This is a genomic window from Kitasatospora kazusensis, from assembly GCF_039529945.1.
In the GTDB taxonomy this organism is placed as follows: domain Bacteria; phylum Actinomycetota; class Actinomycetes; order Streptomycetales; family Streptomycetaceae; genus Kitasatospora; species Kitasatospora kazusensis.
The window spans coordinates 418912-432010 of the sequence record NZ_BAAANT010000001.1; the positions used below are offsets into that span (position 1 = coordinate 418912).

Annotated in this window: 10 protein-coding genes and 1 pseudogene; 9 read left to right on the forward strand and 2 right to left on the reverse strand. The window is 73.4% G+C overall.

From position 1 onward, the window contains the following. Positions 1 to 126: 126 nt before the first annotated feature. From ABD330_RS01995 to ABD330_RS02005, 3 genes and pseudogenes are all read left to right on the forward strand, one after another. Positions 127 to 1254 (forward strand): adenylate/guanylate cyclase domain-containing protein, encoded by a 1128-nt coding sequence (locus ABD330_RS01995; RefSeq protein ID WP_425555399.1) that lies wholly within the window; start codon positions 127 to 129, stop codon positions 1252 to 1254. Between the two features lie 255 nt (positions 1255 to 1509). After that, a pseudogene (locus tag ABD330_RS02000) lies at positions 1510 to 2733 on the forward strand (GGDEF domain-containing protein); the annotation flags it as partial. A gap of 702 nt (positions 2734 to 3435) precedes the next feature. Beyond that, positions 3436 to 3804, forward strand: coding sequence for a hypothetical protein (locus ABD330_RS02005; protein WP_344459967.1), 369 nt, complete (start codon positions 3436 to 3438; stop codon positions 3802 to 3804). A 62-nt stretch (positions 3805 to 3866) separates the two neighbouring features. Here the strand turns inward: ABD330_RS02005 and fdhD are convergent, their stop codons facing one another. After that, positions 3867 to 4700 carry a formate dehydrogenase accessory sulfurtransferase FdhD gene (gene fdhD / locus ABD330_RS02010; RefSeq protein WP_344459968.1) on the reverse strand — a complete coding sequence of 278 codons (834 nt, stop codon included), beginning with the start codon at positions 4698 to 4700 and terminating at the stop codon, positions 3867 to 3869. Between the two features lie 135 nt (positions 4701 to 4835). Between fdhD and hutH the strand changes: the two genes are divergently transcribed. Next, a complete protein-coding gene (gene hutH / locus ABD330_RS02015) occupies positions 4836 to 6416 on the forward strand; it encodes a histidine ammonia-lyase (RefSeq protein WP_344459970.1) in 1581 nt (526 codons plus the stop codon). A 120-nt stretch (positions 6417 to 6536) separates the two neighbouring features. Here the strand turns inward: hutH and ABD330_RS02020 are convergent, their stop codons facing one another. Continuing rightward, entirely contained in the window at positions 6537 to 6923 is a 387-nt protein-coding gene (locus tag ABD330_RS02020) for a hypothetical protein (protein ID WP_344459971.1), read from the reverse strand. A 192-nt stretch (positions 6924 to 7115) separates the two neighbouring features. Here ABD330_RS02020 and ABD330_RS02025 point away from each other — a divergent pair, with 192 nt between their 5' ends. The 5 genes from ABD330_RS02025 (at position 7116) to ABD330_RS02045 (ending at position 12880) form a co-directional block, all read left to right on the forward strand. Beyond that, positions 7116 to 7991: a MurR/RpiR family transcriptional regulator gene (locus tag ABD330_RS02025; RefSeq protein WP_344459973.1), complete on the forward strand. Its 876-nt coding sequence runs from the start codon at positions 7116 to 7118 to the stop codon at positions 7989 to 7991. Positions 7992 to 8143: 152 nt separating this feature from the next. Further along, positions 8144 to 8473: a hypothetical protein gene (locus tag ABD330_RS02030; RefSeq protein WP_344459974.1), complete on the forward strand. Its 330-nt coding sequence runs from the start codon at positions 8144 to 8146 to the stop codon at positions 8471 to 8473. A 188-nt stretch (positions 8474 to 8661) separates the two neighbouring features. After that, a complete protein-coding gene (hutU, locus tag ABD330_RS02035; protein ID WP_344459976.1) occupies positions 8662 to 10335 on the forward strand; it encodes a urocanate hydratase in 1674 nt (557 codons plus the stop codon). A 17-nt stretch (positions 10336 to 10352) separates the two neighbouring features. After that, a complete protein-coding gene (locus ABD330_RS02040; protein ID WP_344460041.1) occupies positions 10353 to 11540 on the forward strand; it encodes an allantoate amidohydrolase in 1188 nt (395 codons plus the stop codon). Then, entirely contained in the window at positions 11528 to 12880 is a 1353-nt protein-coding gene (locus ABD330_RS02045; RefSeq protein ID WP_344459977.1) for a formimidoylglutamate deiminase, read from the forward strand. Before ABD330_RS02040 ends, ABD330_RS02045 begins: the two co-directional genes overlap by 13 nt. Positions 12881 to 13099 lie beyond the last annotated feature (219 nt).

Genomic DNA, 13099 nt, shown 5'->3' on the forward strand with positions numbered 1-13099 from the left:
CTCGGCGGGCCGTTGTCCCGGCAGGATGCCCCGGATTACGCGATTCCGTGCGAACATTCCACCTGGCAGCGGTGTGAGGCGCGCCACTACCCGCGCGGTGGTCGGGCGCCCCTGGACAGGCAGGACATGAGGCAAGTGCGGCGACCGCACGGGGATGGACCGGTGACAGACGAGCTCGGTGGCGGCGACGAGGCGGGGCCGGCGGAGGACCAGACGGTCGCGCTGGACCTGGAACGGCTGATCCTCGACGCACCGCGCCGGTACACGCCCTACCAGGCGGCCCGCGCCGCCGACGTGCCGATGGAGCTGGCCACCCGCTTCTGGCGGGCGATGGGCTTCCCCGACATCGGCCAGTCCCGGGCGCTCACCGACGGGGACGTGATCGCGCTGCGCCGCCTCGCCGGGCTGGTCGAGTCCGGTCTGCTCAGCGAGTCGATGGCGATCCAGGTGGCCCGCTCCACCGGTCAGACCACGGCCCGGCTGGCCGGCTGGCAGATGGACACCTTCCTCGACAACCTCACCCAGGCCGTCGAACCCGGTCTGACCCGGGCCGAGGTCGCCTACCCGCTGGTCGAGCTGCTGCTGCCGGAGCTGGAACAGTTCCTGGTCTACGTCTGGCGCCGCCAGCTGGCCGCCGTCACCGGCCGGGTGGTGCAGGCCGCCGAGGACACCGAGATCACCAGCGGCCGGCTCGCGGTCGGCTTCGCCGACCTGGTCGGCTTCACCCGGCTCTCCCGCCGGCTGGAGGAGGAGGAGCTCGGCGAGCTGGTCGAGAGCTTCGAGAACACCTGCTCCGACCTGATCGCCGGCTACGGCGGCCGGGTGATCAAGACCCTGGGCGACGAGATCCTCTTCGTCTCCGAGGACCCGGCCACCGCCGCCGAGATCGCCCTCACCCTGGTGGAGACGCTCGCCAAGGAGGAGTCCATCCCCGAACTGCGGGTCGGGCTGGCCTTCGGCGCGGTCACCTCGCGGATGGGGGACGTCTTCGGGACCACGGTCAACCTGGCCAGCCGGCTCACCTCGATCGCGCCCAAGGACGCGGTGCTGGTGGACGGCGAGTTCGCCGCGGCGCTGGAGCTGGGCGGAGCGGTACCGCCTTCGGCGGCCGACCCGGACACCGACCGCCCCCCGACCCGGCTGGACGGCGTCGAACAGCACCGCTTCCACCTCCAGCCCATGTGGCGCCGCCCCGTCCGGGGCCTCGGCCTCGTCGAGCCCTGGCTCCTCTCGCGCTACACGCGGGCGGACTGAACCGTACGCAACTGGTCAACCAGATCAGGGGCGCGGGGAACTGCGCGATCAACCGTGCACCTCCGTAGAGCCCTGGTCGCGTAGTTCTCCCCCAGCCTTCGGCCGGGAGGTGCCCCCACGCGCCCCTGCTCGGGTTGACCAGTTGCGTACGGGCAAGCTCAAATCGGGCAATTGTCCGTCAAAGCGCCCTAATCTTGAGCCAGAACGGCGGTCAAGCAGCAGGGATGAGGCGACTCGGTGAGCGGTGAGGCGACCATGGCGGAGCACGTGCACGTGCCGTCGGCCACGGATCTGCGGCTTCAGGCGGTGGTCGAACTGGCCCAGGACATGGCCGCGGCCCTCACCCCGCTCGAAGCCGTCCGGGCGGCCGCCGTCCGGGCCACCACCGCACTCGGCGCGACGATGGCGGCCGTCTCGGTCTGGGACCGCGAGTCCGGGCGGCTGCGGGTCCTGGCCAACCACGGCGAGCTGGCGGCCGGCGAGGAGGAACTGCCGGCCGACGAGTCGTACCCGGTGGCCGACTTCCCCGAGATCGTCACGTACCTGGAGGAGCACTGGACCACCCGGCGGCTGCCGCGCGCCTGGGTGCAGACCGCCGAGGACACCGCGCCCAGCGCACCGGCGGACGCCCCCTACGCCCACCCGGGCGCCGGCGCGTTCTGCCGGGAGCGCGCCGCCGGGCTGCGCCGGCGCGGGCGGGAGTGCTGCCTGGTCGCGCCGATCGTGCTGCACGGACAGGCCTGGGGCGAGCTCTACCTCGCCCGGAAGCTCGGGCTGCCGGTCTTCACCGAGGCGGACGCCGACTACGCGACGCTGCTGGCCGCCCAGATCTCGGCCGGGCTGTCCCAGACCGAGCGGCTCGCCGACCTGCGCCGCCTGGCCTTCACCGACCCGCTCACCGGGCTGGCCAACCGCCGGGCGGTCGACGCCCGGCTGGAGAGCGCCCTGCAGGCCCACAACCGGGACAACACCGTCGTCAGCCTGGTGGTCTGCGACGTGAACGGGCTCAAGCGGGTCAACGACCTGCTCGGGCACGAGGTCGGTGACCGGCTGCTGGAACGATTCGCCCACCAGCTGTCGCTGTGCGCCGCCAAGCTCCCCGGCAGCCTGGCCGCCCGGCTCGGCGGCGACGAGTTCTGCCTGCTGGCGGAGGGACAGAAGGCCGACGAGGTGGTCGCCGTCGCGGAGGAGCTGTGCGCCCGCGCGTTCCAGCTGGCCGACGGCGAGGGCGTCGCCTGCGGCCTCGCCTCGACGGGCGACGCGATCGGCCCGGTCACCACGCCCGACCGCCTGTTCCGGCTCGCCGACGCCGCGCAGTACCGCGCCAAGGCCGCCCGGGCCGCCCACCCGGTGGTGGCCGGCCGCAGCCACGGCCCCGGCCTCGCGCCGGACCCGACCGTACTGCTCGCCGACGCGGCCGACCCGCACCACCGCGCCGACGGCCGCACCCGGCCGGGCTCCGGCCGGGCCGGGGCCGGCGACCGCCGCCGCTTCCGGGGCGCCACCCGCAGCGCCGACCCCGGACAGCTGATCACCGTCGTGCTCGCCGCCCTCGACCGCAGCGCGGCCTCCCGGGCCGGCCGCCAGGCGGACACCCTCGCCCGGCTGGTCACCGTCGCCGAGACCACCGCGCGGCTGCTCGACGCCGTGGGCTGGTGGGTGAGCTACGTACCGCCGGGCTCCCAGCTGATGCGGACGGCCCAGCACGCGGTGTACCGGATGACCAGCGGCCCGAGCAGCAGCGGCGCGGAGACCCAGCGAGCCCAGATCGAGGCGCCCGACGCGGTCTTCGACCTCGGCCACTACCCGCAGACCCGCCGTGCGGTGCGCGGCGGCTCGTTCGCGCTCCGGGCCGGCGCGGCCGGGAACGACCCGGCGGAGGAGGCCATGATGGTGGTCAGCGGGTACCGGGGCATGGTGGTGGCCGGCGGCGGCAACCCGGCCGGCGGCTGGCTGGTCGAACTGTTCGCGGACGAGGCGACCCTGCCGTTCGGCCAGATCGCGGGCTCACTGCGCACCCTGGTCGCCGTCGCCCTCTCCGGCCCGGCCTCCCCGCCGCCCTGAGCCGCCGACGGCCGCGCGTCACGGCTCTGGAACAGAGCCGGACCGGGCTGTCCGCCCCACTCCCACGCATGGCACAGTTGCGCCGTCGAAGTCCGCGTAGGGAACAGGGTGGAGCACATGCGAAGACATCTGGCCGGGCTGCTGCTGGTGCTGGCCCTCGCGGGCGGCGGGGCGACGGTGGCGTCGGCCGCGCAGGCGTCGGCCGCCGCACGGCCTGCGGTCGCCACGACCGCGTCGCGCCCCGAGGCCGCCACGGCCGCCTTCGTCGAGAGGTCGAAGAGTCACAGCAAGAGTTCGCACTCCTCCTCGCACTCCACCTCCCACACGACCACGCACCTCTTCTCGCACAACGGCGGCAACACCGGCCGGAGCACCGGCACCAGCATCTTCAGCAAGGTCGCCGGCGTGATCATCGGGCTGCTGCTGCTGTTCGTCGCGCTGGTGGTCGTCGTGATCGTCGTCGTCCGCAGGAAGCTCCGCCGCTGACGAAGGCCCCCACGCGGCCCCTGGGCGGTGCCGCGACGCCGGGCGGGCCGCGCAGCCGTCGCTCAGGTGGTCTCCGGGGGTCCGATCCGGTCCGCGCGGGTGTAGACGTTGGCGCTCTGCCCGCGCAGGAAGCCGACCAGGGTCAGGCCCAGCTCCTCGGCGAGGTCGGCCGCCAGCGAGGACGGCGCCGAGACGGCGGCCAGCAGCGGGATGCCCGCCAGCGCCGCCTTCTGGGTCAGCTCGAACGAGGCCCGGCCGCTGACCAGCAGGACGTGGCCCGTCAGCGGGAGGCGTCCCTCGCGCAGGGCCCAGCCGATCACCTTGTCGACCGCGTTGTGCCGCCCGACGTCCTCGCGGGCGCAGAGCAGCCGGCCCTCGGCGTCGAACAACCCGGCCGCGTGCAGCCCGCCGGTGGACTCGAAGGTCCGCTGGGCGGCCCGCAGCCGGTCCGGCAGTCCGTACAGCAGCTCCGGGCTCACCCGGAGCCCGTCGGCGGCCACCGGCCAGCGCACGTGGGTGCGGACGGCCTCGACGGTGTCGCGCCCGCAGAGGCCGCAGGCACTGGTGGTCAGCAGGTTCCGGTGGGTCGAGAGCGGCAGCGTGCCGCCGCCCCGCAGCGTCGCGTCCACGACGTTGTAGGTGTTGGCGCCGTTCTCGTCCGTCCCGGCGCAGTAGCGCAGCGCGGCGAGCCCGTCGCCGTCGTGCACCAGGCCCTCGCCGACCAGGAAGCCGGCCACCAGGTCGAAGTCGTGTCCGGGGGTCCGCATCGTCACGGTCAGCGCCTCGCCGCCGACCCGGATCTCCAACGGCTCCTCCGCCGCCAGCGAATCCGGCCGTGCCGCCCGCTCCGCACCACCCAGCCGCACCACCAGCCGTCGCGCCGTCGCTCGCCCCATCAGTTCTCTGCCTCCGTTCGTTCCGCCCCACCAGCGTGCGTCACGCCGGGGCAGACTGGTTAATCCGGGTGGATCCGCAGGACGGACCCCGTGGGCAGGTTGTCATATCTTCATTCACCTGGTGTGATTGTGTATATGGATATGCACAGTGCTGTGGACCCCGACGCGCCGCTCGTCCAGGTCGGTAAGGCCGATGTCAGTGCCGAGGACGTGCTCGCCGTCGCGCGTGGCAACGCCCGGGTCGAGATCGGACCGGACGCGCTCGCCGAGATGGCGACCGCCCGCGCCCGGATCGAGGCCCTCGCGGCCGAACCGCGCCCCGTCTACGGTGTCTCCACCGGTTTCGGCGCGCTCGCCGTCCGCCACATCAGCCCGGAGCTGCGCGCCCAGCTGCAGCGCTCGCTGGTCCGCTCGCACGCCGCCGGCATGGGCCCGGTCGTCGAGCGCGAGGTGGTCCGCGCGCTGATGTTCCTGCGGATGAAGACCCTCGCCTCCGGCCGTACGGGCGTGCGTCCGCTGGTCGCCCAGACGATGGCCGCCGTCCTGAACGCGGGCATCACCCCCGCCGTCCGCGAGTTCGGCTCGCTCGGCTGCTCCGGCGACCTGGCGCCGCTCTCGCACTGCGCGCTGGTCCTGATGGGCGAGGGCACCGCCTTCGGCCCGGACGGCACCGAGCGCGACGCCGGCGAGCTGCTCGCCGAGGCCGGCATCACCCCCGTCGAGCTGCTGGAGAAGGAGGGCCTGGCCCTCATCAACGGCACCGACGGCATGCTCGGCATGCTGGTGATGGCCATCGCCGACCTCTCCCGGCTGTTCACCACCGCCGACATCACCGCCGCGATGTCGCTGGAGGCCCTGCTCGGCACCGACAAGGTGCTCGCCCCCGAGCTGCACTCCGTGATCCGCCCGCACCCGGGCCAGGCGCTCAGCGCCGCCAACATGCTGGCCGTCCTCAAGGACTCCGCCCTGACCGGGCACCACCAGGACGACAAGCCGCGCGTCCAGGACGCCTACTCGATCCGCTGCGCCCCGCAGGTGGCCGGCGCCGGCCGCGACACCCTCGCGCACGCCGCACTGGTCGCCTCCCGCGAGCTGGCCGCCTCGGTCGACAACCCCGTCGTGCTCCCGGACGGCCGCGTCGAGTCCAACGGCAACTTCCACGGCGCCCCGGTCGCGTACGTGCTGGACTTCCTCGCCATCGCCGCCGCCGACCTCGGCTCGATCTCCGAGCGCCGCACCGACCGGCTGCTCGACAAGGCCCGCTCGCACGGCCTGCCGGCCTTCCTGGCCGACGACCCGGGCGTGGACTCCGGTCTGATGATCGCCCAGTACACCCAGGCCGCCCTGGTCAGCGAGAACAAGCGCCTCGCCGTCCCGGCCTCGGTGGACTCGATCCCGTCCTCCGCGATGCAGGAGGACCACGTGTCGATGGGCTGGTCGGCCGCGCGCAAGCTGCGCCAGGCCGTCGAGAACCTCGGCCGGATCCTCGCCGTCGAGCTGACCGCCTCGGCCCGCGCGCTGGAGATCCGCCTCGACAACGGCAGCGGCCCGCTGGCCCCCGCCACCGCCGCCGCCGTCGCCGCCGCCCGCGCGGCCGGCGTCGAGGGCCCCGGCCGGGACCGCTACCTCTCGCCGGACCTGGAGGCCGCCGCCGCGCTGGTCGCCTCCGGCGACGTGGTCCGCGCCGTCGAGAACGTCACCGGCCCGCTGGCCTGACCTGCGGTCGGCTCACGGTAGCCACAACAGGGGCGCGGGGAACTGCGCGAAGCGGAAGGTGCGGCGCCGTCACTTCCGGTTTCGCGCAGTTCCCCGCGCCCCTTGGGAACCCGATTGCGTTCAGGACCACTCGCCCCGAGCGCGCTCCCGGGACGTACGCCGGTCGGACAGGGCTCCGGCCACGTTGACCCCGACGATCCCGGCCCAGCAGACCACCAGGCCGGTGAGGCCGCCGAGGCCCCCGGCGATGCCGGACAGCGGAATGCCCATGGCCAGCGACACCACCTGCAGCTTGAACTGCTGGCTGGTACCGTCCTTGCCCGGCTTGCGCGGGCTGTCCCCGGCCAGCCGCTCGGCGACCCGCTGCTCGACCCGGGCGTCCAGCCGGCTGTCCAGCCGGGCCAGGAAGGAGTCGACGATCTCCGCCTCGTACTCCTTGCCCAGCTCCTTGCGGGTCTGCACGGCGGCGTCGAGATCACGCTTCACTTCGTCCTGGCGAGTGTCCATGCGCTCATGGTGGCCGCCGCCCGGCGGCCCGGTCCATCCGGAACCCCCGTTCTCAGGGACAAATCAGGGGCCACTCAGGGTCGCCGGGCGTTGTCCCGCCGTACGAGACGTCGTTGCCCACCTGCCAGGACTGCTGCACGCTGCTGAGCACGCGTTCGCGCGTCCCAGTTCCACCGTTCGGAGGAGAGACCGATGACCGCGACGGACGAGACCGGTACCGTCGGGCCCTCGGCCCGGCTGCTCCAGCTGTTCGAGGGGCACCGGCTCACCCCGACCCAGCGCCGGATCGCGCACTCGCTGGTCCGGCACGCCACCGAGGCGCCGTTCCTCTCCAGCGTCGAGGTCGCCGAACTCGCGGGTGTCAGCCAGCCCTCCGTCACCCGGTTCGCGGTGGCCCTCGGTTTCGACGGCTACCCCGCGCTGCGCAAGCAGCTCCGCGAACTCGGCCTCGGCGCGGGTGAGCAGGGCGCGCCCGAGAGCCCCGCCGACGTGGTGCGCAACGAGCACCAGCAGGCGGTGCTGGCCGAGATCGCCCACCTGCGGCTGCTCGCCGACCTGCTCGCCGACCCGGAGCCGATCGTCCGGGCGGCCAGGCTGCTGGCCGCCTCCCGGCCGCTGCCGGTGATCGGCCTGCGGGCCGCGTCGGCGCAGGCGCGCGGCTTCGCCTACTTCGCCGCCAAGGTGCACCCGGACGTCCGGCTGCTCGACGAGGGCGGCAGCATGCTCGCCGACCGCCTCGAACAGGCCGCCTCCGCGGGGGCCACCGCGGTGCTCTGCTTCGCGCTGCCGCGGTACCCGCGCGAGCTGATGGACGCGCTGGTCGCGGCCCGCGCCTGCGGGCTGACCGTCCTCACCGTCGCCGACAGCGCGTTCGCGCCCGTCGCCAAGCTCTCCGACCTGCTGCTCCCGGCCGCCGTCGGCACCGGGCTGGTCTTCGACACCGCGTGCGCGCCGATGATGCTCGGCCGGGTCCTGTTGCAGACCATGTGCGACGAACTCCCCGGTGCGGAGGCCCGCCTGGAGTCGATCGAGCAGTCGGCGGCGGCGCGGGGGCTCTTCCTGGAGTAGCGGCCGACCTGACCAGGTGTCCCCGTGCGCCTCTGCCCGGCCGGCCCGCGCCCGGAAAATGGACACAGGTTGGCGTAGACGTGGCTGGAGCGGCCGGTGAGCGGGCATCCCCTCAGCAGGCCCCACCGCCGGGGCCGGACGGGGGGTTCGTCATGCGTGTGATCCACGAGATGAAGCTGACCGGAAGACTCGCCAGCGGGGCCGACGAGTGGTCCTGCCCGACCTGCGGCCGCCGCATCGCGCTGCGCCGCCCGCCCGATCCGAAGCTCACCATCCTCGAACCGGGTGACGAGGGCGCCGTGCACGTCGGCGTCATCGAACCGAACCCGGCCGCCTCCGCCGCCGCCGAGAAGTACGGCCTGGGGCCCGTCCAGGAGATCCCCCGCCCGCCCCGCCCGGCCGAGCCCGCCGATCCGGACGCCGCCGACCGCCGCTGGCTCGCCGAGAACGGCATCGACTGGGACGGGGACGCGGCGGCCTGACCTCGGGTTCTGAATAGCGGTATGCAGTCGCTGCCCTGTTCGGGTGGCTGTCCGGGCGTGGCTCCCACCCACGCCCGCGGTGTGTGCGTATGTCGTGTGCAGTGCCGAGGTCTGGCCGAAGGCGGACTGATTGGATATATTCAGTCTTGTCAGTCTTGAATGAATCCATCCGCAAGGAGGCCGGGAGCATGGTGCAGCAGCAGGCGGGCAGTGGTCCGCGCGAGGTGCGCGCGGCGCGTGGGACGAACCTGACCACGCAGGGGTGGCAGCAGGAGGCGGCCCTGCGGATGCTCATGAACAACCTCGACCCCGAGGTTGCCGAGCACCCGTCGAAGCTGGTCGTCTACGGCGGCACCGGCAAGGCGGCCCGCGACTGGCGCTCGTTCGACGCGATGGTGCGCACGCTCCAGACGCTCAAGCAGGACGAGACGATGCTCGTCCAGTCCGGCCGTCCGGTCGGCGTGATGCAGACCCACGAGTGGGCGCCGCGCGTACTGATCGCCAACTCCAACCTGGTCGGCGACTGGGCCAACTGGGAGGAGTTCCGCCGCCTGGAGAACCTCGGGCTCACCATGTACGGCCAGATGACCGCCGGGTCCTGGATCTACATCGGCACCCAGGGCATCCTCCAGGGCACGTACGAGACCTTCTCCGCCGTCGCGAACAAGAAGTTCAACGGCACCCTGGCCGGCACCATCACGCTGACCGCCGGTCTCGGCGGCATGGGTGGCGCCCAGCCGCTCGCCGTCACCATGAACGGCGGCGTGGCGATCTGTATCGACTGCGACCCGTCCCGGATCGCCCGCCGGATCGAGCACCGCTACCTGGACGTCGAGGCCACCAGCCTCGCCCACGCCCTGGAGCTGGCCACCGACGCCCGCGACAAGAAGCAGCCGCTCTCGATCGGCCTGCTCGGCAACGCCGCCGAGCTCTTCCCGCAGCTGCTGTCGATGGACGCCCCGATCGACATCGTCACCGACCAGACCAGCGCCCACGACCCGCTGGCCTACCTCCCGATCGGCGTCGACTTCGACGACATGGCGGACTACGCGGCCGCCAAGCCGGCCGAGTTCACCCAGCGCTCGCGCGAGTCGATGGCCCGGCACGTGGAGGCCATGGTCGGCTTCATGGACGCCGGCGCCGAGGTCTTCGACTACGGCAACTCGATCCGCGGCGAGGCCCAGCTCGCGGGCTACGACCGCGCGTTCGCCTTCCCCGGCTTCGTCCCGGCGTACATCCGGCCGCTGTTCTGCGAGGGCAAGGGCCCGTTCCGCTGGGCCGCGCTGTCCGGCGACCCGCAGGACATCGCCAAGACCGACAAGGCCGTGCTCGACCTCTTCCCCGAGAACGAGTCGCTGCACCGCTGGATCAAGATGGCCCAGGAGAAGGTGCACTTCCAGGGCCTCCCGGCGCGCATCTGCTGGCTCGGCTACGGCGAGCGCGACAAGGCCGGCGAGCGCTTCAACGACATGGTCGCCTCCGGTGAGCTGTCCGCCCCGATCGTGATCGGCCGCGACCACCTGGACTGCGGCTCGGTGGCCTCGCCGTACCGCGAGACCGAGGCGATGCTCGACGGCTCCGACGCGATCGCCGACTGGCCGCTGCTCAACGCCATGGTCAACGTCGCCTCCGGCGCGTCCTGGGTCTCGATCCACCACGGCGGCGGCGTCGGCATCGGCCGCTCGATCCACGCCGGCCAGGTCACGGTCGCCGACGGCACCGCGCTGGCGGGCGAGAAGATCCGCCGGGTGCTCACCAACGACCCGGGCATGGGCGTCATCCGGCACGTCGACGCCGGTTACGACCTGGCGAGCGACGTCGCGGCCGAGCGCGGTGTGCGCGTCCCCATGGGCGAGCTGTGACGGACTCCTTCCGTCGGATGTGGGCGGAGCTGCTCCCCGTGGGCCGCTCCGCCTCGTCCGGCGGGTACCGCCGCTTCGCCTGGAACTCCGCCGACGCCGAGTGCCGCGCCTGGTTCGAGGAGCAGGCCCGCGCGCGCGGCCTGGCGTACGAGCTGGACCGCAACGGCAACCAGTGGGCCTGGCTCGGCGACCCGAACGCCGGCGACGCCGTCGTCACCGGCTCGCACCTGGACTCCGTCCCGGACGGCGGCGCCTACGACGGCCCGCTCGGCGTGGTCTCCTCCTTCGCCGCGCTGGACGAACTCCGTTCCCGCGGAGCCGAGTTCGACAAGCCGCTGGCCATCGTCAACTTCGGTGACGAGGAGGGCGCCCGGTTCGGCGTGGCCTGCATCGGCTCCCGGCTCACCGCCGGCGTGCTCGGCCGCGAGCAGGCGTACGAGCTGCGCGACGCCGACGGCGTCCGGCTGCCCGACGCGATGGAGAAGGCCGGCTACGACCCCGCCGCGATCGGCGCGGACGAGGACCGGCTCGGCCGGATCGGCGCCTTCGTCGAACTGCACGTCGAGCAGGGCCGCTACCTGACCCAGGAGCACCCCGTCGGCGTGGCCAGTGCGATCTGGCCGCACGGCCGCTGGCGCTTCGACTTCCACGGCGAGGCCAACCACGCGGGCACCACCTGGATCGAGGACCGCCGCGACCCGATGCTCACGTACGCCAACACCGTGCTCGCCGCCCGTAAGAAGGCCAAGCTCGCGGGCGCCCTGGCGACCTTCGGCAAGGTCGCCGTCGAACCCAACGGCACCAACGCCATCGCCTCGCTGATCCGGGGCTGGCTGGACTCCCGGGCCGCCGACGAGGCCACCCTGGAGCAGGTGGTCGAGGAGATCCGGCAGGCCGCGTACGAGCGGGGCGAGCGGGACGGCGTCCGGGTCGAGCTGACCCGGGAGTCCTACACGCCGGTCGTCGACTTCGACGGTCCGCTGCGCGACCGCCTGGCCAAGCGCCTCGGCGGCGTCCCGGTGCTGCCCACCGGCGCCGGGCACGACGCGGGCATCCTGGCCTCGGTGATCCCGACCGCCATGCTGTTCGTGCGGAACCCCACCGGCGTCTCGCACTCCCCGGCCGAGCACGCCGAGGAGGCCGACTGCCTGACGGGTGTCACGGCGCTCGCCGACGTCCTGGAGGACCTCGCATGCAAGAGCTGACCTACTGGGCCCAGTACGCCTGGGTGTCGCACGCCGACGGCCCGGTGGTCGAGCGGGACGTGCTGATCACGCCCGGCCCCGGCGGCACCATCGCCGCCGTCACCCCGGACAGCGGCCCCTGCCCGGCCGGCGCGGTCCGGCTGAACGGCCTGCTGCTGCCCGGCCAGGCCAACGCCCACTCGCACGCCTTCCACCGCGCGCTGCGCGGCAACGTCCAGGTCGGCTCGGGCACCTTCTGGACCTGGCGGGACACCATGTACCGGTTCGCCGGCGCGCTCGACCCGGACAGCTACCTGGCGCTCGCCACCGCCGTCTACGCCGAGATGGCGCTGGCCGGCATCACCAACGTGGGCGAGTTCCACTACCTCCACCACGCGCCCGGCGGTACCCGCTACAGCGACCCCAACGCCATGGGCCACGCGCTGATCGAAGCGGCGGAGCGCGCGGGCATCCGGATCACCCTGCTGGACACCTGCTACCTCTCCTCCGGTTTCGGCGCCGCGGTGACCGAACCGCAGCTGCGGTTCAGCGACGGCGACGCCGAGGCCTGGGCGGAGCGGGTGTCCGCGCTCAAGCCGGCCGGGCACGCCCGGATCGGCGCGGCGATCCACTCCGTCCGCGCCGTGCCCGCCGACCAACTGGGCACCGTCGCCCGGTGGACGGAGGCCGCCCAGGCCCCGCTGCACGTCCACCTCTCCGAGCAGACCGCCGAGAACGAGGCCTGCCTCGCCGCCCACGGCGTCACCCCGACCAGGCTGCTCGCCGACCACGGCGCGCTCGGCCCCCGGACCTCGGCCGTCCACGCCACGCACCTGACGGAGCAGGACATCCGGCTGCTCTCGGAGTCCGCCACCAACATCTGCATGTGCCCCACCACCGAACGCGACCTCGCCGACGGCATCGGCCCCGCCCGGCAACTGGCGAGCGCGGGCTGCCCGATCACCCTCGGCAGCGACAGCCACGCGGTGATCGACCCGTTCGAGGAGGCCCGCGCGCTGGAGCTGAACGAACGCCTGCGGACCCGCACCCGCGGGCACTGGACGGCCGCCGCGCTGCTGCACGCGGGTGCCGAGGCCGGCCACGCCTCCCTCGGCCTCCCCGAGGCCGGGCGGATCGAAGCCGGCGCGCTCGCCGACTTCACCGTGGTGGCCCTGGACTCCGTCCGCACGGCGGGCCCCCGGCCCGCCCTCGGCGCGGAGACGGCGGTCTTCGCCGCCTCGGCCGCGGACGTCCGCCACGTGGTGGTCGGCGGCCGGCACATCGTCCGCGACGGCGTCCACCAACTCGTCCCGGACGTCCCGACCGCCCTCCGCGACTCGATCGCGGCCCTCCAGCAGTAACGGCGAGGAATTCCTTAAGGGGCGCGGGGGAGTTCTTCAGGGGCGCGGGGAACTGCGCGAAACCGGAAGATCTCCATGCCGCACTCGAAACCGAACCTCGGTGGCACTACCCGCCGTAACCGGTGGAAGGTCCGCGCCTCCCGGTTTCGCGCAGTTCTCCCCCAGCCTTCGGCCGGGAGGTACCCCCACGCGCCCCTTGTAGTGCACCACTCTCGAAAG